The sequence below is a fragment of the Rhizobium sp. J15 genome, assembly GCF_002531825.1.
Taxonomy (GTDB): Bacteria; Pseudomonadota; Alphaproteobacteria; order Rhizobiales; family Rhizobiaceae; genus Rhizobium.
Genome location: NZ_NWSX01000035.1, coordinates 40,638 through 60,582 on the forward strand (window position 1 = coordinate 40,638; position 19,945 = coordinate 60,582).

Genomic DNA, 19,945 nt, shown 5'->3' on the forward strand with positions numbered 1-19,945 from the left:
CGATGACATTCTTTCGCGCTATGAAGGGTGATCACAGTCCCCGCCCATAGACCCCGAGGTCACCCCCATGGCTTTGAACGTTCTCTTCATTGGCGGCACCGGCCAGATTTCCTACCCTTGCGTCGAACGCGCCGTGGCCGCGGGCCACCATGTCAGCGTCTACAATCGCGGCTTGAGAGATGCCGCCCTGCCCGCCGGTGTCACCTCGATCGTCGGCGAACTGGGATCGAGCGCCTACGCCGATCTCGCCAAGGCCGGATATGACGTCGTCTGCCAGTTCATCGCCTTCACGCCCGATCAGGTCGCCCGCGACATCGAGGTCTTCTCCGGCAATTGCGGCCAGTACATCTTCATCTCCTCGGCCTCGGTCTATGAAAAGCCGCCGCGTCACTACGTGATCACCGAGGAGACGCCGGCGATCAATCCCTACTGGCCCTATAGCCAGGCCAAGATCGCCTGCGAGGAGCTGCTCAAGAAGTCCGGCAATCTCGCCTGGACGATCGTCCGCCCCAGCCACACGGTGCGCACCGGCCTGCCGATCATGATGGGCGACAGCGACATCATGGCAAGGCGCATGCTGGACGGCGAGCCCATCATCGTCGCCGGCGACGGCCACACGCCCTGGACGCTCACCCGCTCGGTCGATTTCGCAGTGCCTTTCGTCGGCCTGTTCGGCAAGCAGGCGGCGCTGAAGGAGATTTTCCACATCACCTCCGACCGCGCCCATATCTGGGACGATATCCAGAAGACGATCGCAAGGCTGCTCGGCGTCGAGGCGAAGATCGTCCATGTGCCGACCGACACGCTGATCCGCTACAACGAGGAATGGATCGGCCCGCTCCTCGGCGACAAGGCCTGGACCGCCATCTTCGACAATTCCAAGGTCAAGCGCGTCGCAGGCGACTTCACCTGCGCCGAAAGCCTCGACGAAATCCTCGCCGACTCGATCATGCACCTCAAGCAGCGCCTGGCCAAAAGCCGGCCGCCGAGGGGCGAGCTCGATGCCCTGATCGACAGGATTTGCGCCGAGCAAGGGGCTCTTGGTTAGAATGAGGCTCCCTTGGGCGCCGGCGCCCTGGCGGCATGATTATTCCCGCCGCCGCGCCTCCAGCGGAGCCTCCTGCCTGAAGCCGTCGAAACGGCGGCCGCCGTGCGAAGCGAGCTCGCGGTCGGCCAATGCGAGGAGCCGGCCGCCATCGCCCTGCGCCGCCAGCCTGAATGCAGCATCGAAATCGTCCGCTAATTGCACATCGAGCCTGCACAACAGGCGCGGTGCCCATTTGCCGCGGCCGGTCCATGCGCCGCGCCCGAGCAGCATCAGGTCGGCAAGCTTCTGGTGGAGAGCCGCGGCGATGGCGGCGATTTCTTCCGGCGGGCGGTCGCCGCGCAGGTCATCGGCAAGATCGGTGACCTGATAGCGCAGCATGTCGTAGTTTGCGCCGGCAAGCGGCTTCGGCCCTGCGGCCAGCACTTCAGCCGCCTTTGCCTGAATCAGGCGCGCGCGACCGCTCTCCGGCCCGACGATGCTGCCGGTTGCAACCATATTGACCATGATGGGATAGCCGCTCTCGGCATCGGCATGAAGATAATGCGCCAGCGTCTCTTCATCATGGACGAAGGCCTCGACCGGAAAACCTTCTTCCGTGAAGGATTCCCGCCAGGCTCTTTCCAGCGACGGAAACACCACGACCAGGTCGATGTCCGAAAATACGGTGCCCTCGCCGCGCATGATCGAGCCGGAGACATAGGCGAAGGCGGCCCCGGCATAGCGGCTGGCAAGGGCGCGGCGGGCGGCGGCAAACGCCCGCTCGGCAACGATCTGTTTCTGGATGTCGTCCACGATCTCGTCCTCGAATGGGGAGACGAGCGGCAACAAAAAACCCGCTCGTTTCCGGCGGGTTGGGTCTCGGCAGAATGAACTGAATTCAGTTCACGCGTCCGTAGCCCACCGCCAGGCGGTGGTCGTAGACGTCGTGGAGACTGCGAAATTCCTGTTCATGGATGTCAGCGTAGCGCCCGGCCGCGGCAGCGTCAATCCGGCAAGAATGCTTCCCCGCCCCGCCGTTTTGCGTCTAAGATGCGCCAAAGACTCGTCAACAGGAAGGCTCGCCCATGTCCGATCTCGCCACCGTCATCCCGCTTCCCGCCCCGGTTCTGTTGCCGGTGGATGGCCGGGACGATCGTTTTCCGGTGCGCCGCGTCTATTGCGTCGGGCGCAACTATGCCGACCATGCGATCGAAATGGGCCACGACCCGACGCGTGAGCCGCCCTTCTTCTTCCAGAAGAATGCCGACAACCTGCTGCCGGCAGGCAATGGCTTTCCCTATCCGCCGCTGTCGAACGACGTGCATTACGAGGTCGAATGCGTGCTGGCGCTGAAGGCGGGCGGCGCGAACATCAAGGCCGAGAATGCGCTCGACTGCATCTATGGCTATGCCGTCGGCATCGATTTCACCCGCCGCGACCTGCAAGGCGAAGCAAAGAAGCTCGGCCGGCCCTGGGAGCTCGCCAAGGCCTTCGAACATTCCGCCCCGGTCTCGGCGATCATGCCGGCAAGCCGTCTCGGCCATCCCGCCGCCGGCCGGATCTGGCTGGAGCAGAACGGCAAACGCATGCAGGACGGCGACCTCAACCAGATGATCTGGAAGGTGCCGGAGATCATCGCCGAACTCTCCAAGCTCTTCGTGCTGGCGCCGGGCGACATCATCATGACCGGCACGCCGGCCGGCGTCGGCGCGGTTGCGAGGGGCGACCGCATCACCTGCGGCATCGACGGCGTGGCGACGCTGTCGGTCGACGTCGTGTGAGGAGAGGCCGATGCCCATCTACGCGCTTGGCGGACTGACCCCGAAACTGCCGCCCGCCGGCCTCCACTGGATCGCGCCGGATGCGCATGTCATCGGCGATATCGAACTCGGCGAGAATGTCGGCATCTGGTTCGGCTCGGTGCTGCGCGGCGACAATGAGAAGATCACCATCGGCGCCGGCACCAACATCCAGGAAGGCGTCATGGCCCATACCGACATGGGCTTTCCGCTGAAGACGGGAGAAAACTGCACCATCGGCCACCACGCCATCCTGCACGGCTGCACGCTCGGCGACAACGTGCTGATCGGCATGGGCGCAACCATCCTCAACGGCGCAAAAATCGGCAACAACTGCCTCGTCGGCGCCAATGCGCTGGTGACGGAGGGCAAGGAGTTTCCCGATAATTCGCTGATCGTCGGCGCGCCGGCGCGCGTCGTGCGGGTGCTGGATGAGAAGGCCGTCGCGGGCATCAGGCGCTCGGCGGAGAATTATGTGAAGAACTGGCAGCGGTTCGCGCGGGATCTGAAGCAGATCGGGTGAACTGGCGGAGGCTCCTTCCCGGGAAATATATCCTCCGTCTGCCTTTCGCTTGCCGCTCAAGGCGCTCGTCGCTTTCGCTCCTCACCCCCCTCATCCGACCCTTCGGGCCACCTTCTCCCCGTTGGGGAGAAGAGGCAGCAAGCGGAGGGCTTCGCGTCACAGAGGATCCGCTCGATAAGGGCGAGACGCCGCTGCGATTCCGCTTCTCCCCAGCGGGGGTCCGAAGGACGGGGCGAGACGCGTGGCTCGACCCAGGTCGATGCCGGCAGGCAGATGAGGGGGTGAGCGACGCGAGGAGCGAGTGCCCTGAGCCCAAGCGAAGGGCAAGATAGACATACCACAACCACCCCTCACCACACACCCGGAACCCAGCGCCACCGCACCCGATCCATATATTCCACATATCCCTCGAGCCCCCGGCGCAATTCCATCTCCTCCCCGAGCGTCCGCCCGAACAGCACGACGACCAGCAACCCCGCAGGGATCAGCGCATAGAGCGAGCCGAGCGACAGCGCCATGCCGGCGGCGAGCACGATGGCGAAGGCATAGCCCGGGTGGCGGATGACGGCATAGGGGCCGGTATCGATGACCTTGTGGTCGCGGTCGGTCTGGATGCGCACCGTCGGCTCGAAATGGCGGTTGACCGATTGCGCCCAGGTGAGGCCGAGATAACCCGCCGTCATCAGGATATAGCCGATCAGCACGATCCAGCCCGGCTGCGGCGCCCAATGGAAGCGTCCGTCGTCGAAGGCGCCGACCGGCAGGATGGCGGCGAAGAGGATGATCGTCAGCGTCGCCACAACGGCGTCCCAGGGCTTGGTGCCCTTCTGATATCGGCTGCGCGCCGCAAACAGCTCCGGATTCGTCCGCCAGATCCAGACGATCGCAACCGCCGTCAGCAGGATGAAGAAGCGAGGAACATCCAGCCGCGTGGCCAGTCGAGCCGGCCGGCCGGCCAGAACAGCGCGGCGAACATGATGATGACTGTTATGGCGAGCGAGCCGAGCGAAGGCGCGACGGCCTGGCCGAACCCTGTCTGCTGCTGCGTCATCACCGTTCTCCGCTCCCGCTGCCGGCAGATCTCGTCCGGGTCTAACAGCCCCAGGCCGGATTTAGGAGGTGAAAGGCGCACAGCAAGCCGCTAGCACGCAAGAAATGGCAGGCTTACTCGGCCGCTTCCAGAAACGGGGTCGCGCCCGACGAGGCGGCGAGTGCACGAACCCTGGCCTCCGTCTTGGCGATCAGCTGATAGAATTCGTCCTGCGCCTCGACATCCAGCTGAATGACGGCGTTGACGTCGTCGGGCGTATCGCAGACACAGGCGACCGCCGAAATGGGACAAATGCCGCCGGGATAGCGCTTGCCGGTGCCGGTATAGGCGCGGCGGCCCCAGCGCTCGGAATAGACCGTTTCCTCGCGATCGAGATGGAGGATCGTTCCCTTGCAGGCGGTCACGATGGCTGCCTTGCCGTAAGCGAACCAATGATAGTTGAGCTTGCGGAGAATATATTTGCCAGTGATGTCTTCACCGGCGAGCTCGGCCGGGTTTTCTATCATTCGGATCATGACAGGGTCCTCAACATTTGAGCAATATCTGTCATCTCTTCTTGCGCCGCAAGTCGAAAAACGCTGCTTTTGTAGGGACTTAGTCACAAAGTGTTTCTGATTCTTACATCTTGCACGCGTCACGCAGCGAATCGGACATGCAATTCTTCGTCGAATTTAGGCCAGCCGCACCCGGTTTTCGGCTCTTCTCGAGGGGCGACCGCCTCCCCTTGCGGTTTTCCCGTCAGCCCCAATATGTCTCCATGGCGGCCGAAGCCGCCGCCCCCGGGAACCGCCGGCAGGAGAATTTCATGGTCGACGCCATCAGCCCTATCACCTCTACCGCCGCCTCCGAACCGACCAGGATCGGCACCAGCACCTCGATCGAGACCGAACCCGACAATGCCTGGATCGCCGCCCGCCAGTCTGAGATCACCGCCGATCAGCTGGCGTCGAAGCGGGCTGCGGAAAAAGAAACCGCAAGCGATCTCATCCCGCATGCCGATCTGATCGTCGATGACGAAGAAGCGCAAAAGCGGCGCAGGCATTCAGCATCGGAAGACGGCGAACAGGCCGGCGAACCAGCGGAACGGCCCCTGCTGTCAGGTGAAAGCGAGCGGATCGGCACCCGCAATTTCGACGACGACACGCCTTTCGGCGAACGCACCGCCATCATCTGACACGACGACGGGCCATCAGTTTCCGCCAGCAAGTTGCGCCTCGATCGCTGCCTTGTCGATCACCGACCAGACCTCGACGATCCTGCCGCCACGAAATTCGTAGATCACGTTCTCGGCAAAGGAGATGCACCTGCCGTTGACATCGAGGCCGAGAAACTGTGCCTTCGGCCGGCAGTCGAACTGGAGCCGGCAGGCGAGATAAGGCGGATCGGCAACCAGCATCAGCACATTGAAATGAAGATCGGGAATCTCGTCGAAATCCCGCTCCAGCATGGCGACGTAACCTGCAAGCCCGAGCCGGCGGCCATTGTGGACAGCGCCGTCATCGACGAACCGGCCGAGATCCGCCCATTCCTGCCGGTTGAGGCAGGCGATGTAGCCGCGGTAGATGTCTTCGAGTTCGGTCTTGGTCACGGGCGCGCTCCTGGCTTGCCTACAGCGTCGCGGCAGAGATAGCGCTGGAATCGCGCTTGCCAGTGGCGAGTACGCCCGAGCGCGAGGCGATCGTCTAGTTTACAAGGGCAAAGACCATCTCCATCCGCCGACGGAAAATCTTTAGGCGACCTTAGCCCACTCGCCCTCATTCCTGTGCTCGTCACAGGAATCCAGTGCGCCCAAGTCGTTGGGCGCGAGAGACTCTTCTACGGGAGAAGTCATTCACCGCGCGGACGCGCGGTGGCTGGATTCCTGTGACGGGCACAGGAATGAGGGCGGTGAGGTTAGCGCCCCGAACGAAACCCCATCGGCGCGATAGGATATGCCACTTACGCCGCACAAGCCTCGCACAGTCCGCGGATCTCGATCGTCGTCTTCTCGGGCTTGAACTTCTGCCCACGCACCCAGCCCATCAGCCGGTGGTCGACCTCGTGGTCGTGGAATTCCATCACCTGGCCGCAGCTTTCGCAGATGGCGAAGGCGACGATACCGTGGCTGTGGCAGTTGTCGCCGGGATGGGCGCAGGCGACGAAGGAGTTGATGCTTTCGAGCCGGTGCACGACGCCGTATTCGAGCAGCTTTTCCAGCGCCCGGTAGACCTGCAGCGGCGCGCGAAAACCGTGGTCGCGCAGCTTGTCGAGGATGGTGTAGGCGCTGAGCGGCCCTTCGGCCTTTTCGAGCACGTCGAAAACAAGCGACTGGTTCTTGGTGAGTTGCGGTGTTGTCATGAGCCTTGTCCTTGCATGACCGCGCGGCGCCTGACGGGAAGCAGGCTGAGAATGAAGAGGACGAGCGCCGCCACCACGATCGAGGGGCCGGACGGCGTGTCGTAGGTGAGCGAGCCGAACAGCCCGCCGACGACAGCGGCCGCCCCGATCAGCGAGGCGAGCACGGCCATGATCTCCGGCGTGACCGAGAAGCGCCGCGCCGCGGCGGCCGGAATGATCAGCAGCGAGGTGATCAGCATGATGCCGACGATCTTCATGGCAATCGCGATGACGACGGCCATCAGCAGCATGAAGAAGAGCCGCGCCCGCTCGGGCCGCAGCCCCTCGGCCTCGGCAAGCTCGGCATTGACGGTGGCCGCCAGCAGCGGCCGCCAGAGCCAGGCGATCGCCGCCAGCACGAAGAGCCCGCCGCCCCAGATCAGCGCAATATCGGTCGTGGAGACGGCAAGGATATCGCCGAACAGGAAGGCGATGAGATCGATCCTCACCCAGCTCATGAAGGCGACCATGACGAGGCCGATCGCCAGCGTCGCATGCGAGAGAATGCCGAGCAGCGCATCGGCCGACAGCGCCTGGCGCTTCTGCAGGAAGAGCAGCAGCACCGAGACGAGAGCGGCGACCGCGAAGACGGCGAGCGTCAGGTTGAGTTCGAAGAGCAGCGACAGCGCCACGCCGAGCAGCGCCGAATGGGCGATCGTATCGCCGAAATAGGCCATGCGCCGCCAGATGATGAAGCAGCCTAGCGGCCCCGTCGTCAGCGCCAGCCCGACGCCGGCAAGGATGGCGCGCACGAAGAAATCGTCAAGCATGGCGGCCCTCCCCGCTGCGGGAATGGGCATGTTCATGCGCATGATCGTGCCCGTGATGATCATCGTGATCATGAGCATGTGTGTGGCCATCCCCGGCATGTGCGTGCTCATGCCCGTCATGTGCGTGATGACCGTCATCGGGGTGGCAATGATCCGTCACGGAGCCATCGGCATGCAGCACGCGGCCATCCGGCAGATGCGTGTGGTCGTGGTGATGGCTATAGACGGCGAGCGTCTGGGCCGCCCGGCTGCCGAAGAGGCGCACATATTCCGGACTGCGGCTGACGGCCTCCGGCGTGCCGCGGCAGCAGACATGGCCGTTGAGGCAGATTACCGTATCGGTTTCGGCCATGACGACATGCAGATCGTGCGAGATCAGCAGGATGCCGCAGCCGCTGGCGTTGCGGATCGATTTGATGAGATCGTAGAGCGCGATCTCGCCGGAGAAATCCACGCCCTGCACCGGCTCGTCGAGCACCAAAAGATCGGGCTTGCGGGCGATCGCCCGGGCCATCAGCGCCCGCTGGAACTCGCCGCCGGAGAGATGCTGCACCTCGGCATCGATCATATGGGCGATGCCGGCGGCTTCCAGCGCCGCCTGCATGTCGCGCTGCGGCAGCGGGCCGGTCAGCGTCATCAGCCGGCGCACCGTCAGCGGCAGCGTCCAGTCGATCGAAAGCTTCTGCGGGACATAGCCGACCTTCAGCCCGGCCAGCCGCTCCACCCTGCCCTCATCCGGCTTCAACACGCCGATCGCGGCCTTTGCGCTCGTCGATTTGCCGGAGCCGTTCGGCCCGATCAGCGTGACGATCTCGCCGCGCGAAACGGAGAACTCGACGCCGCGCACCAGCCAGCGGCCGTTCCTGAGAACGCCGACATTGTCGAGCGAAACCAACCGTTCGCCCTTCGTATTTGCGGGAGAGAGCATCAAATTTTCCGACAGCGCTGTTGCATCCTGCTATTGCACACGTTATAGCATAACGCAATTGATGTAATAACATAACATCTGCAATTCAAGCGGAGCATATGATGAAACGCGCCCCCGGCCATACCCTTAAAACCCTGGCCCTCAGAATTCCGGCCGTCCTCGCCATCCCGGCCCTGGCGGTCCCTGCTTTGCTCTTCGCCGGCACCATGCGGGCGGCGGACGCGCCCGTCGTCGTCACCTCGATCAAGCCGATCCATTCGCTGGTTTCGGCGATCATGCAGGGTGTGGGCGAACCGGAGCTGATCGTCGATGGCGCCGCCTCCCCGCACACCTACAGCCTGAAGCCGTCGAATGCGCGGGCGCTGCAGGAGGCCAAGGTGGTTTTCTGGACCGGCCCGGGCCTCGAGGCCTTCCTCGAAAAGCCGCTCGAGGCGCTGGGCTCGGATGCCAGCGTCGTCGAGCTCGACAACGCCCCCGGCCTCGTCAAGCTGCCCTTCCGCGAAGGCGGCGCCTTCGAGCCGCATGATGACGGCGTTCATGAGGCCGCCGGCTCCGGCCATGACGATGGCCACGGACATGGGGACAAGCACGCCCATCATGAGGAACATGAGCACGAGCACGGCGCTTTCGATACGCATCTCTGGCTCGATCCGATGAATGCCAAGGCGATGGCCGCCGTGATCACCACGACTCTGGTCGCCGCCGATCCCGCCAATGCGCTGACCTATCAGGCCAATGCCAAGGCGCTGGACGACAGGCTGACGGCGCTGGACAAGGAGATCGCTGCCACCGTCGCCCCGGTCAAGGACAAGCCCTTCGTCGTCTTCCACGACGCCTACCAATATTTCGAACACCGCTACGGCATCCGCGTCGCGGGCTCGATCACCGTCAGCCCGGAGACCATTCCGGGCGCCGAGCGCGTCTCGGAAATCCACCGCAAGGTCGGCGAACTCGGCGCAACCTGCGTCTTTGCCGAGCCGCAATTCGAGCCGCGCCTCGTCAAGGTCGTCATCGAAGGCACGAGCGCCAAATCGGGCGTGCTCGATCCGGAAGCGGCGACGCTGAAGGCCGGCCCCGATCTCTACTTCACCCTCATGCGTGGCATCGCCGACAGCATGAAGGCCTGCCTCTCCAGCGCATGATTGCCGTGCGATCTCGCAGAGAGAGCTGAGGCGGAAAGAGGCGGATGACCCCGTTCCGCCTTTTTTCGGCACCACGCATGTAATGATATAACATTATCATCAATGAGGTTTCCATGGACAACAGACTTCCGGTCACGGTGCTCTCCGGCTTTCTCGGCGCCGGCAAGACGACGCTGCTCAACCACGTGCTCGCCAATCGCGAGGGCATGCGCGTCGCCGTCATCGTCAACGACATGAGCGAGGTGAATATCGACGCCGCCCTGGTGCGCGATGGCGGCGCCAATCTCTCGCGCACCGAGGAACAGCTGGTCGAAATGACCAATGGCTGCATCTGCTGTACGCTGCGCGACGACCTGTTGAAGGAGGTGCGCGATCTCGCAAACCAGGGCCGCTTCGATTACCTGCTGATCGAATCCACCGGCATCGCCGAACCCCTGCCCGTCGCCACCACCTTCGAATTCCGCGACGAGAACGGCGAAAGCCTGTCCGACATGGCAAGGCTCGATACGATGGTGACGGTCGTCGACGCCGCCAATCTGCTTGCCGATTACGCCTCGGCCGATTTCCTCGCCGACCGCGGCGAAACGGCAGGTGACGGCGACAACAGAACCATCGTCGACCTGCTGGTCGAGCAGATCGAATTCGCCGATGTCGTGGTGCTGAACAAGATCGGCACGGCAAGCGAGGATGAACGCGACGCCGCGCGCAAGATCATCACCGGCCTGAACCCGGATGCGACGCTGATCGAGGCGGATTTCGGCAAGGTGGCGCTGACGGAGGTGCTCGGCACCGGCCGCTTCGACATCGACAAGGCCGAGACCCATCCGCTCTGGTACAAGGAGTTGCACGGCTTCAGGGACCATGTGCCGGAGACCGAGGAATACGGCATCCGCTCCTTCGTCTACCGCGAGAAGCGGCCGTTCCACCCGGCCAGGCTCCAGGCCTTTCTCGACAAGAGCTGGCCGGGCGTGGTGCGCGCCAAAGGCTTCTTCTGGCTTGCGACCCGCCCGCACCATGTCGGCGAGATCAGCCAGGCGGGTGCGATCGTGCGCACCGGCAAGATGGGCCTGTGGTGGGCGGCCGTCCCGCGCGAACAATGGCCGCGGGAACCGGGCTTCCTCAACGCCATCGGCCCCTATCTCGACGCCGTCTGGGGCGACCGCCGCCAGGAAATCGTCTTCATCGGCGCCGATCCGATGGACGAGGCCTGGATCCGCAGCGAACTCGACGCCTGTCTGATCGAAGGCGATGCCTTCACGCCAGAACGCTGGCGCAACCTCCCCGACCCATTCGCCAGCTGGAACAGGCAGGCCGCATGAAGGCGACGGCGATCAAGCGCTACCGCTGCGTCTGCGAGGAATGCGATCCGCTGCCGCCGATCGAGGGGCTGCATCCGTTGACGCATGAGCGGGAGGCTAAGGTTGATCGAACACCAAAGGGATTGCTTGGCATGATTTACAAGCGGGTAACGGCGGTACGGGGGCAAAATTAGGCGCTGACCACTCCCCATCCACCCTCATCCCTGTGGCCTCAGGCTTCGCCCGAGGGATGTCACAGGGATCCAGCGCGCCCAAGTCCTTGGGCGCGGAAGACTCTTCTTCAGTCGCGTAGCGTCATTCACCGCGCCGACGCGCGGTGGCTGGATTCCTGTGACATCCCTCGGGTCAAGCCCGAGGACAGGAATGAGGAGTGTGTGGGGAACGGCGGTGCTTTATCGATACGGAGTGTCTATTTTAGACGGCACCTTTATGCCGGACGGTGCGACCATCTTTCTCCCGGAACTGGAAAGGGCGGCCGAAGCCGCCCTCATTCATCCTGCCATCACCGCCCGGCGATGATGCTGGAGATGACGCCGCTGGTGACGCCGATCAGCAGGAAGTCGTTGTCGGCGCGCACCCAGCGATAGTCGCGCGGCGGAGGCGCCAGCCGGTAGCGACGGTAGTCGTTGACGTCGTGAAACCGGCGGCGCTCGCCGGCGTCGACGCGGTATCCCTTCTTCCAATGCGGCCGAACCACCGTCTTCTCGACGATCACCTTCTTCTTGACGACGACCGGCGGACGGCGGAAATCATCGGCGCTCGCCTGCGAGGCGACGATCGGCGAGAGAAGGAAGGAGGCGGACAGAAGAGCTGCAAAGATCTTTTTCATGTGGGGGTTCCTTGTGTGGGGCACGGGAGCAAATTAGGGCCGGAAAGATGAACCGAAACTGAAATTTAAATTAAACTTTCGTAATGGAATCTGAGGCCTGCGGGTCCCGGTTTATAATTTAGATTAATCTTATACACCCCAATGTCTACCGCAGGCGCCGGTGGCCGGCCTCGTCCTTCGAGGCCCCTGCGGGGCACCTCAGCATGACGTCGAAGAGAGGTCGCAGCCTCGTTCGCCGGAGACCTCAGGGCGCCGGCAACTGCGATCGGTGGCGCGGCACGCCGAAGCGATATCTAATGGAACACCAGGCCTCAAAACACGGCTAGGCCGACCCCTTCCCCGCCGGAAAGAATACCGGCTGCGCCTTGTCAGCAGTGTGCGAGCGTGTAGTTTCGGACTCGCGTCAATTCAGAGGTAAGGAAAACATGTCCGAATCCGCGGGTGGGCTCTTCGACTTCGTCGGGGTATTCGCCGTGTTCTTTCTCGTGGCCGCCAATGGCTTTTTCGTCGCCGCTGAATTCGCCCTGGTTTCCGTCCGGCGCAGCCGTGTCGCCGAGCTCGTCGCGGCAGGCCGGATGAATGCCACCGCCCTGCAGCGCGCCGTCGACAATCTCGACTCCAACCTCGCAGCCACACAGCTCGGCATCACCATCTCCTCGCTGGCGCTCGGCTGGGTCGGCGAGCCGGCGCTTGCCCATCTGATCGAGCCCCTACTCTCTTTCCTGCCTCAGCCCTGGGCGACGACCGGGGCGCATACGGTTGCCGTCGTCATCGCCTTCGTCATCATCACCGCGCTGCATATCGTGCTCGGGGAACTCGCGCCGAAAAGCCTGGCGCTTCAGCGCAGCGAAGCCACTTCGCTTGCCGTCGTGCGCCCGCTCGGCCTCTTCCTCGTGCTGTTCAAGCCGGCGATCTTCACGCTGAACGGCCTCGGCAATCTCGTTCTCAAGGCGGTCGGCCTTCGCGCCGGAACCGGCGAATCCTCCTTCCACTCGCCGCAGGAGCTGAAGCTGCTCGTCGCCGAGAGCCAGGAGGCCGGCCTTCTGAACCCGGTGCAGCAGCAGCTCGTGGAGCGGGTGTTCAACATCGGCGACCGGCCGATTTCCGACATCATGACGCCGCGCCTCGATATCGAATGGTTCGACGCTGACGACAGCGAGGCCGAAATCCTGAAAACCATCCGCGAATGCAGCCATGAGCAACTGCTGGTCGCCCGCGGCTCGATCGACGAGCCGATCGGCATGGTGCTGAAGAAGGACCTTCTCGACCAGGTGCTGGACGGCGGCAAGGTGCGGCCGATGGAGGTGATCAAGCAGCCGCTGGTGCTGCACGAGGGCACCAAGGTCGTCCGCGTGATCGACGCCTTCAAGGCCTCGCCCGTGCGCCTTGCCATCGTCATCGACGAATATGGAAGCCTCGAAGGCATCGTCACCCAGACCGACCTGCTGGAAGCCATCGCCGGCGACCTGCCGGGGGCGGACGAGGAACCCGACATCATCATCCGCGACGACGGCTCGCTGCTGATCGACGCGATGATGCCGGCCTTCGACGCCTTCGAGCGCCTCGGCCTCAAGGACCGTCCCGACGCCGATTTCCACACGCTGGCGGGTTTTGCGCTGCATCAGCTCCAGCATATTCCCGAAACCGGCGAAATCTTCCTCTTCGAAGACTGGCGCTTCGAGGTGATCGACATGGACGGCATGCGCATCGACAAGATCCTGGCGACGCGCGTCCCGGCGGACGGGGCCGTTAGCTAACCCATTGCCAGCGTCCAGAGCATGCCTGAGATGGCGCAGGCCATCAGCGTCGTGATGACCGAGGTCTTGAAGCGGAAGATCGCGATGGCAGCGGCGGCAGAGAGCGCCATTGCCGCCGGCACGGCCGATTGCAGCACCGGAATATCGAGCCGCAGGCTGCCGACACTGACGGACGCGACCTCGGCAAACAGCGTGTGCAGGCCGAACCAGATGGCGAGGTTGAGGATGACGCCGACCACTGCCGCCGTGATTGCCGACATGGCCCCGGCGAGCGCCACATTGCCGCGCAGCTTTTCGATGAAGGGCGCGCCGAGGAAGATCCAGAGGAAGCAGGGCACGAAGGTCACCCAGGTCGTCAGGATTGCGGCAAGCGTGGCGGCCACCATCGGATCGAGCGAGCCGGGATTGCGAAAGGCGCCCATGAAGCCGACGAACTGCAGCACCATGATCAGCGGCCCCGGCGTCGTCTCGGCCATGCCGAGGCCATCGAGCATCTCGCCCGGTTTCAGCCAGCCGAAATGCTGCACGGCCTCCTGCGCGACATAGGCGAGCGCGGCATAGGCGCCGCCGAAGGTGACGACCGCCATCTTGCTGAAGAACAGGCCGATCTGGCTGAAGACGTCGCCCGGCCCGAAGAAGGCGTAAAGCGCTGCGACGGGCGCGAGCCAGAGAACAAGCAGCGCCGCCGAGACGCCGAGCGACCAGACGAGATTGGGGCGGGCATGGTCGGGAATGCCCTCGCCGAGCGCCGACTCGGCATCCGACAGCACCGGGCCGCCCGCGGCCTTGTGGCCGCCGCCCGGGGTAAACGCTTCGAGCCCGAGGCGGCCACCGAGATAGCCGGAGATGGCGGCGGAAAGCACGATCAGCGGGAACGGCACATGGAAGAAGAAGATGGCGATGAAGGCCGCGGCCGCAAGCGCAAGCATGACGCGGTTCCGCAGCGCCCGGCCGCCGATGCGGATGACGGCCTGAACGACGACGGCGAGCACCGCCGCCTTCAGGCCGAAGAACAGGCCGGCGACGATGCCGACGCTGCCATAGGCCGCATAGATATAGCTGAGGGCGAGGATCGACAGGAATCCCGGCAGCACGAAGAGCACGCCGGCGACGAGCCCGCCCCATGTCCGGTGCATCAGCCAGCCGATATAGACGGCGAGCTGCTGCGCCTCGGGCCCGGGAAGCAGCATGCAGTAATTCAGGGCATGCAGGAAACGGTGCTCGCCGATCCATCGCTTCTCGTCGACGATGATCCGGTGCATGACGGCGATCTGGCCGGCCGGGCCGCCGAAGCTGAGCGCGGCGACGCGCAGCCACACGCGCAACGCTTCTGCGAACGGGACCCCGTGATGATGCCCCTTGCCCGCATCTTTCTTCCCCGCCTGCCCGGCGGGCGCATTTTCTACCATCTCGACCATCTCATGCCCTCTTTTTCGGCGCGGGCCAGTTGTGGGTTTCCTCGGTCGCGTCGCGGCACCAGCGGAAGAAGGCGTCATAGAGAAGCATGCCGGCCTCGAGCTGCTCCAGATCGTCGGAATACATTCTGGAAAGGCCGAGCGAGGCCGCCAGCAGGCCCGCCGCCTCCGGCGCAAGGTCGAGCCTTGCCGTATCCGCCGCCCTGACGATTTTCGCCAGGCGCAGCAGCGGCTCCAGCGCCAGCCCGAACTCCTCGACCATGACATCGAAGGTGCAGAGCTCACCGCGATGGCTCCAGAACACGTCTTCGATATCGAAGGGCTCGGCTGCAAAGCGCTCGCCGACGGCCAGGACCTCCGGCGCCGGCACGAACAGGAAGACGGCGTTCGGATCGACGAAGCGGCGGATCAGCCAGGGACAGGCGATGCGGTCGATCTTCGGCCGCGCCCGCGTCACCCAGACGGTGCGCCCCTGCCCGTCGCGGCGCGGCAGCTTCTTCTCGGGCACCGCAGGCCCGGCCGCGGCCCAGGCTTCGAAACCGCCTTCGAGCGTTTCGGCCTCGATCCCGGCATGTCTGAGATAGGCGGCGACACCATGGCTGAGCTTGGCGCCCCTCTGGCAGACCACGACGACGGCATCGGCATCGATTTCGCCGGCCCAGGACGCAACGTCGGCATGGCCGCGCCGGATCGAGCCCGGCACCAGGCGCGGATCGAGCGTAAAATCCTCCTCGGTGCGGACGTCGATGATGCAGGGCGCAGCCGGGGTTCCGATGAGGCGGCTGAGCTTGTCGGGAGATATTTCGAGAAATGACGGCATGACGCGTCCCTCCGTTGATCGGGTTTTACCGGACGCGATTCTTCGGCATGTCGCCTCGTGGGGTGATCGCAACCCCAGAAGAAAATCATGCGCAAACTGCCGCCGTTGTGTCAAGCGCGTACGGCGATGCTGTCGCGTGCTGGCCACCGACCTCTTCCACCTTTCGCTTGCCGCTCAAGGCGAAGCGAACAGCAACGGAGGACGTGCCGTGTAGCCCCCTCATCTGCCTGCCGGCATCTTCTCCCCGAGGGGAGAAGCGGACAAGCCGAGAACTCTGCGTCCACAAACGATGCCTTCAAGAAGGGCAAGACGCCGCCACGAGTCCCTTCTCCCCAGCGGGGGTCCGAAGGACGGGGCGAGACGCGTGGCTCGACCCAGGTCGATGCCGGCAGGCAGATGAGGGGGCCGCACGGCACATAGGTCGCTGCTTGACTTTGCTCAACCCAATCGAGCCACCAACCGCCGGAAAGCCCTGATAACAAGGGCCTCCGGCCCCAGAATGGAACAAAAACCTCGTTCGCTCATTTATTAGTCACCGAAAGAGGAGAAAGTACCATGACGTACGACCCCAATAATGCCAACGATCCCAACCGCCCGCTGAATCCGAATTTGGATCTGCGCACGACGCCGACTGCGCGCACCAGCAATACGTGGGTTGTCTGGGTCGCTGCATTGGCCGTGATCGCTGTTGCTGCATTCGCCTATTCGCAGTGGAGCAGCACACCTCCCGGCACTTCGCCGGATACGACAGCCTCCACGACCCAGTCCACACCGGCCCCCGCCCCGGCCCCGGCAACGCCGATGGCTCCGGCCGATAACAGCGCAACGCCTGCTCCGGCACCCGCACCGGCCACTCCGCCGGCTGCTCCTGCCCAGCAGTAACCGCTGCCCGGTCGAGGGAAGCCGCGTTAGATGCCTCCTTGGCGTATCCGACGGGACACGCCAAGGAGGATCTATGTCTTGAACACACCCCTCCTCTTGCGGCGATCCCGATCTCAGCGCCACGCAGCCGGCGCAGCTTCTTTTCCGCGGCCGGCCCTTGAATAACCGCAATCCACGCTTATCTACAGGTCATAGAGATTGTCTCTGGCGGCTGACCACGGAGGTACTGGCAGCCGTCATTGAGACAAATCGAGGAAGGTCGGTGCGAGTTTCGCCCGGCCTTTTTTCTTGCCCGCGGCACCGATGCCGAGCCTGCGGGTTACCAGCCGTTTTTGCCCTTCTTGCCGTCGGCCCCCTTATAGGGATCGTAATTGTAGGTGCGCGAACCGCCGCCGTAGACGGTCTCGCGGTAGGTGCCGCCGAGGGTCTGCTGCGTCTGCGAATAGGGATCGCCGTTGCGATAGGTATTGTAGCTGCCGCCGGAATTCCGTTCCATCGTGTAGGTATTGCGCCCCTCGGTCCAGCACGGCCCGGAGATGAGTTCGCAGCCGGCAAAAGCCGGGCCCGACATCAGCATGGCTACCACAAAAACCAACTTACGCATGATAGTCTCCCAAAATGGAGGTCGAAGGATTCAACCTCTGCCAAAGCTCTGATTTCATTCGTTCCCACCCGGCCTTCCCGCATTGCCCTCGCGCCATTGGGCAAGCCGGTCGCGTTCGCGCCTTCTCAGGCTCGACTGGCTTGGCGATGCTTGGCTCGCGGAAGGACTACTTGGGAATTCTGTTGTAGAAGGACTGTGGGTCGTAGACGCACTGGTAGTCGAGGATGCAGAGCCTGCCGCTGGCATCCCTCACCCGCGCGACGTCGTACTTGTCCCCGAGATTGCACCGTGCCGGCGGATAGCGGAAGCTGCGCCCGCCGAGGCCCATGCGGATGAAGACCCTCTTCTCCTGGCGGATGATCTGCGTAAGCTGCTCGCAGCTGTGATCCCTGGCATTGACCTCCACCGCCTCGGCGGCAAGAACCGCCGACGGAAACAACAGGGCAACAGCCAGAACGACGCTTTTCATACACAACCCCTGATCTCAGAGACCGATGTCAGCCATCGCGCCCGCGGCCGCTGCAAAAGCAGGCGGATTGCCACGGTAATACGACCTTTCCTTCGTCTCCGGCACATTTTAGCCCAGCCGCTTCCCGCTGGATTTGTTCTCATTTTGTTCTAAAGCGCGAAAGAGTCAAGCGCCAAAATAGAAATTTTCAACCGCAGGATTCAAAGAGGCCTCGGCCTCAACGCGCGATGCGTCAGGGAAAATTGTAGAGCGACGCCGGATCGTAGACGCAGGCATAGTCGAGAACGCATTGCTTTCCGCCCGCATCGCGAAAACTGGTCGTGGCGCGCTTGTCGCCCGGGCCGCATTGCGCCGGCGGAAAACGAAAGCTGCGCCCGCCGAAACCGACCCGAACGAAGACCTTCTTGTTCTCACGGATGATCTGCGCAATCTCGCCGCAGCTATGTTCGTTCGCTTTGACTTCCCTCACCCCGGCAGCAAAAGCCGGCAGCGGCAGCAACAAGGCGAGCGCGAAGATGACGCTTTTCATGGAAGTCCCCGTTTTTGCAGAAAGGAGATAGGGCGCGCGGTTCGATACGGCCAGTGCGGCGGATAATCGAAATAAGCCGCTCGTCGCCGAAGACTTTCAACAGGCCGAAGGTTCGGCCTGAATTCTAATATATTGATCTTTTCAAGAGATTTGGTGGGTGATGTAGGGCTCGAACCTACGACCCGCTGATTAAGAGTCAGCTGCTCTACCAACTGAGCTAATCACCCGTTCGCGCTTGGCTGCGCGGTGTGACGGGGCGTATAAACAGGATCGGCAGGCTTGTCCAGCGCATCGGCAAAAATTCTTTGGTTAATTTCAAAGATTTTTGCGCATGGCTGATATGCAGCGCAGAAAGGCTCAAATCGGAAGAGATTTTCCGAAGGGATTATGCGCCGATTCAAAGTGATGAAGCATGTCTCGCAAAAGTGTGCAGCGGTTTTGTGAGAAAGAAATGCGTAAAAACAAAGATCTAAAGCGTGATCAGCGAATCTGAAAGATCGCGACACGCTTTAGTGCGTCCTCAGCGCGGCTGACGGAAGCGCGAGGGACGCTCCATCGATTCAAAGGTCGAGCGTGCCGCTCGCCAGCCGCACGGCCTGGCCGCCGATCCGGGCGTTGGAGATCACCCCGCCGTCAATATCGATATGCAGGTGGATGAAGGACGGCCGGTCCATTTCCACGCCCTGCTCGATCATGATCGGGTGATGGCCATCGGTCAGCCGGTCGAAATGGTGGATGGCGCCGGAAAGTGCCGCCGCCGCAGCACCCGTCGCCGGATCCTCGACGATGCCCATGCCGCTTGCGAACATGCGGGCATGGAACTTCGCCACATGGTTGACGCCGCCGCGGCAATAGACATAGGCCGAGGCGAGCGCGCCGTCGGCGAAAGGCACGATCTTCTCCCAGAGCTGCGGATCGAAATCGACCCGCTGGGCCGCACCCACATCGTGCACCGGAATGAGCAGGAAGGGAACGCCGGCGCTCCAGACCGAGGGCACGTGATTTTCGAAGCCGATCTCGGTTACCTTCAGCGACAGCGCATCGGCCATGCCGAGCTTGTCGAGCGGCATGACGGCCTGCTGCGATTTGCGCGGCAGGTCGAATTCGGCAAAGCTCGCCTCGCCCTCCCTCAGCCTGACGGCACAACGCACCGGCCCGACATTTTCCTCGAGCACGCTGACGAGATCGCGGTTGGTGGCGCCATGCGTGCGTTCGGCGAGCGCGATCGCGGTGCCGACTGTAGGGTGGCCGGCAAAGGGCAGCTCGCGCCCCGGCGTAAAAATCCTGATTTTGGCCGCATAGGCTGGATTGCTCGCAGGCTGCACGAACACCGTCTCCGAGAGATTGATCTCCCGGGTGATCGCCTGCATCGCCTCGTCGCTGAGATCGTCTCCGTCGAAGATCACCGCCAGCGGGTTGCCCGCAAGCTTTCGATCGGTGAACACGTCATAGACGCTGTAGCTTCGCGCCACATCGGCCTCCCTGAATCGGTCATCGCGCCGTCAACCTGCCCGACCGCGCGACCGAGTGCAAGGCGCTAAGTCCGGTAACAACAACGCATCTCCGGCGGGAGGCGCCGGCGGTCTTGAATTTGCGCGTGATGCTTAATGAAAATCGATTTTTTGTTTTTCGGGGAGGCGGTGCTGGCAAGGGGCCTCACAGAGAGAGCCCCTCATCCGCCTGCCGGCACCTTTGTAACTTCCCT

General features: G+C 63.3%; 22 protein-coding genes, 1 tRNA gene and 1 pseudogene. 9 read left to right on the forward strand and 15 right to left on the reverse strand.

The annotated features are described in order from the left end of the window. Window positions 1-67 precede the first annotated feature (67 nt). On the forward strand, window positions 68-1,048 hold the full coding sequence (locus CO670_RS24060; protein ID WP_097592526.1) for an SDR family oxidoreductase: 981 nt from the start codon (window positions 68-70) through the stop codon (window positions 1,046-1,048). A 39-nt stretch (window positions 1,049-1,087) separates the two neighbouring features. Here CO670_RS24060 and CO670_RS24065 read toward each other — a convergent pair whose 3' ends face one another. After that, complete coding sequence (locus CO670_RS24065) at window positions 1,088-1,840, reverse strand: nucleotidyltransferase domain-containing protein (RefSeq protein WP_097592547.1); 753 nt, start codon at window positions 1,838-1,840, stop codon at window positions 1,088-1,090. A 272-nt stretch (window positions 1,841-2,112) separates the two neighbouring features. Between CO670_RS24065 and CO670_RS24070 the strand changes: the two genes are divergently transcribed. After that, window positions 2,113-2,808, forward strand: a complete 696-nt coding sequence (locus CO670_RS24070) for a fumarylacetoacetate hydrolase family protein (protein WP_088688324.1) — start codon at window positions 2,113-2,115, stop codon at window positions 2,806-2,808. A gap of 10 nt (window positions 2,809-2,818) precedes the next feature. Further along, entirely contained in the window at window positions 2,819-3,349 is a 531-nt protein-coding gene (locus CO670_RS24075; protein ID WP_097592527.1) for a gamma carbonic anhydrase family protein, read from the forward strand. A 350-nt stretch (window positions 3,350-3,699) separates the two neighbouring features. Here CO670_RS24075 and CO670_RS24080 read toward each other — a convergent pair. Together CO670_RS24080 and CO670_RS24085 are read right to left on the reverse strand one after the other, a co-directional pair. Next, window positions 3,700-4,400: pseudogene (locus CO670_RS24080) on the reverse strand (isoprenylcysteine carboxylmethyltransferase family protein). Between the two features lie 113 nt (window positions 4,401-4,513). Next, the gene (locus CO670_RS24085) at window positions 4,514-4,915 is read right to left on the reverse strand and encodes a hypothetical protein (RefSeq protein ID WP_097592528.1); all 402 of its coding nucleotides are present in this window, start codon (window positions 4,913-4,915) and stop codon (window positions 4,514-4,516) included. Between the two features lie 290 nt (window positions 4,916-5,205). Between CO670_RS24085 and CO670_RS24090 the strand changes: the two genes are divergently transcribed. After that, window positions 5,206-5,574 carry a hypothetical protein gene (locus tag CO670_RS24090; RefSeq protein WP_097592529.1) on the forward strand — a complete coding sequence of 123 codons (369 nt, stop codon included), beginning with the start codon at window positions 5,206-5,208 and terminating at the stop codon, window positions 5,572-5,574. Between the two features lie 15 nt (window positions 5,575-5,589). On the opposite strand, the gene CO670_RS24095 is transcribed toward CO670_RS24090, so the two are convergent. The 4 genes from CO670_RS24095 to znuC all read right to left on the reverse strand — a co-directional run bounded on the left by CO670_RS24095 (window position 5,590) and on the right by znuC (window position 8,474). Next, the gene (locus CO670_RS24095) at window positions 5,590-5,988 is read right to left on the reverse strand and encodes an ester cyclase (protein ID WP_097592530.1); all 399 of its coding nucleotides are present in this window, start codon (window positions 5,986-5,988) and stop codon (window positions 5,590-5,592) included. A 350-nt stretch (window positions 5,989-6,338) separates the two neighbouring features. After that, complete coding sequence (locus tag CO670_RS24100; RefSeq protein WP_088673388.1) at window positions 6,339-6,737, reverse strand: Fur family transcriptional regulator; 399 nt, start codon at window positions 6,735-6,737, stop codon at window positions 6,339-6,341. Beyond that, a complete protein-coding gene (znuB, locus tag CO670_RS24105) occupies window positions 6,734-7,546 on the reverse strand; it encodes a zinc ABC transporter permease subunit ZnuB (protein ID WP_088673387.1) in 813 nt (270 codons plus the stop codon). Before znuB ends, CO670_RS24100 begins: the two co-directional genes overlap by 4 nt. Then, window positions 7,539-8,474 (reverse strand): zinc ABC transporter ATP-binding protein ZnuC, encoded by a 936-nt coding sequence (gene znuC, locus CO670_RS24110; RefSeq protein ID WP_097592531.1) that lies wholly within the window; start codon window positions 8,472-8,474, stop codon window positions 7,539-7,541. Before znuC ends, znuB begins: the two co-directional genes overlap by 8 nt. A gap of 206 nt (window positions 8,475-8,680) precedes the next feature. Between znuC and CO670_RS24115 the strand changes: the two genes are divergently transcribed. The 3 genes from CO670_RS24115 (at window position 8,681) to CO670_RS33075 (ending at window position 11,108) form a co-directional block, all read left to right on the forward strand. Beyond that, window positions 8,681-9,616 carry a zinc ABC transporter substrate-binding protein gene (locus CO670_RS24115; RefSeq protein WP_245425977.1) on the forward strand — a complete coding sequence of 312 codons (936 nt, stop codon included), beginning with the start codon at window positions 8,681-8,683 and terminating at the stop codon, window positions 9,614-9,616. A 113-nt stretch (window positions 9,617-9,729) separates the two neighbouring features. After that, window positions 9,730-10,935 carry a zinc metallochaperone GTPase ZigA gene (gene zigA, locus CO670_RS24120; protein ID WP_097592532.1) on the forward strand — a complete coding sequence of 402 codons (1,206 nt, stop codon included), beginning with the start codon at window positions 9,730-9,732 and terminating at the stop codon, window positions 10,933-10,935. Continuing rightward, window positions 10,932-11,108, forward strand: a complete 177-nt coding sequence (locus tag CO670_RS33075) for a hypothetical protein (RefSeq protein WP_176539011.1) — start codon at window positions 10,932-10,934, stop codon at window positions 11,106-11,108. Before zigA ends, CO670_RS33075 begins: the two co-directional genes overlap by 4 nt. 329 nt (window positions 11,109-11,437) lie before the next feature. Here the strand turns inward: CO670_RS33075 and CO670_RS24125 are convergent, their stop codons facing one another. Further along, window positions 11,438-11,764, reverse strand: a complete 327-nt coding sequence (locus CO670_RS24125) for an RcnB family protein (protein WP_097592533.1) — start codon at window positions 11,762-11,764, stop codon at window positions 11,438-11,440. 425 nt (window positions 11,765-12,189) lie between these two features. Here CO670_RS24125 and CO670_RS24130 point away from each other — a divergent pair, with 425 nt between their 5' ends. Further along, window positions 12,190-13,521 carry a hemolysin family protein gene (locus tag CO670_RS24130; RefSeq protein ID WP_097592534.1) on the forward strand — a complete coding sequence of 444 codons (1,332 nt, stop codon included), beginning with the start codon at window positions 12,190-12,192 and terminating at the stop codon, window positions 13,519-13,521. On the opposite strand, the gene chrA is transcribed toward CO670_RS24130, so the two are convergent. Together chrA and CO670_RS24140 are read right to left on the reverse strand one after the other, a co-directional pair. After that, on the reverse strand, window positions 13,518-14,939 hold the full coding sequence (gene chrA / locus CO670_RS24135) for a chromate efflux transporter (RefSeq protein WP_097592535.1): 1,422 nt from the start codon (window positions 14,937-14,939) through the stop codon (window positions 13,518-13,520). The genes CO670_RS24130 and chrA overlap by 4 nt on opposite strands. A 1-nt stretch (window position 14,940) precedes the next feature. After that, window positions 14,941-15,756 carry a sulfurtransferase/chromate resistance protein gene (locus CO670_RS24140; RefSeq protein ID WP_097592536.1) on the reverse strand — a complete coding sequence of 272 codons (816 nt, stop codon included), beginning with the start codon at window positions 15,754-15,756 and terminating at the stop codon, window positions 14,941-14,943. A 555-nt stretch (window positions 15,757-16,311) separates the two neighbouring features. Between CO670_RS24140 and CO670_RS24145 the strand changes: the two genes are divergently transcribed. Further along, on the forward strand, window positions 16,312-16,638 hold the full coding sequence (locus tag CO670_RS24145; protein ID WP_088687556.1) for a hypothetical protein: 327 nt from the start codon (window positions 16,312-16,314) through the stop codon (window positions 16,636-16,638). Between the two features lie 319 nt (window positions 16,639-16,957). On the opposite strand, the gene CO670_RS24150 is transcribed toward CO670_RS24145, so the two are convergent. The 5 genes from CO670_RS24150 to CO670_RS24170 all read right to left on the reverse strand — a co-directional run bounded on the left by CO670_RS24150 (window position 16,958) and on the right by CO670_RS24170 (window position 19,712). After that, window positions 16,958-17,242, reverse strand: coding sequence for a hypothetical protein (locus CO670_RS24150; RefSeq protein WP_141502368.1), 285 nt, complete (start codon window positions 17,240-17,242; stop codon window positions 16,958-16,960). A gap of 166 nt (window positions 17,243-17,408) precedes the next feature. Further along, on the reverse strand, window positions 17,409-17,711 hold the full coding sequence (locus CO670_RS24155; RefSeq protein ID WP_097592538.1) for a hypothetical protein: 303 nt from the start codon (window positions 17,709-17,711) through the stop codon (window positions 17,409-17,411). A 232-nt stretch (window positions 17,712-17,943) separates the two neighbouring features. After that, complete coding sequence (locus CO670_RS24160) at window positions 17,944-18,240, reverse strand: hypothetical protein (RefSeq protein ID WP_097592539.1); 297 nt, start codon at window positions 18,238-18,240, stop codon at window positions 17,944-17,946. A 151-nt stretch (window positions 18,241-18,391) separates the two neighbouring features. Continuing rightward, window positions 18,392-18,467 (reverse strand) — tRNA-Lys (locus tag CO670_RS24165). Window positions 18,468-18,800: 333 nt separating this feature from the next. After that, window positions 18,801-19,712, reverse strand: a complete 912-nt coding sequence (locus CO670_RS24170; RefSeq protein ID WP_097592540.1) for a PhzF family phenazine biosynthesis protein — start codon at window positions 19,710-19,712, stop codon at window positions 18,801-18,803. Between the last annotated feature and the right edge of the window lie 233 nt (window positions 19,713-19,945).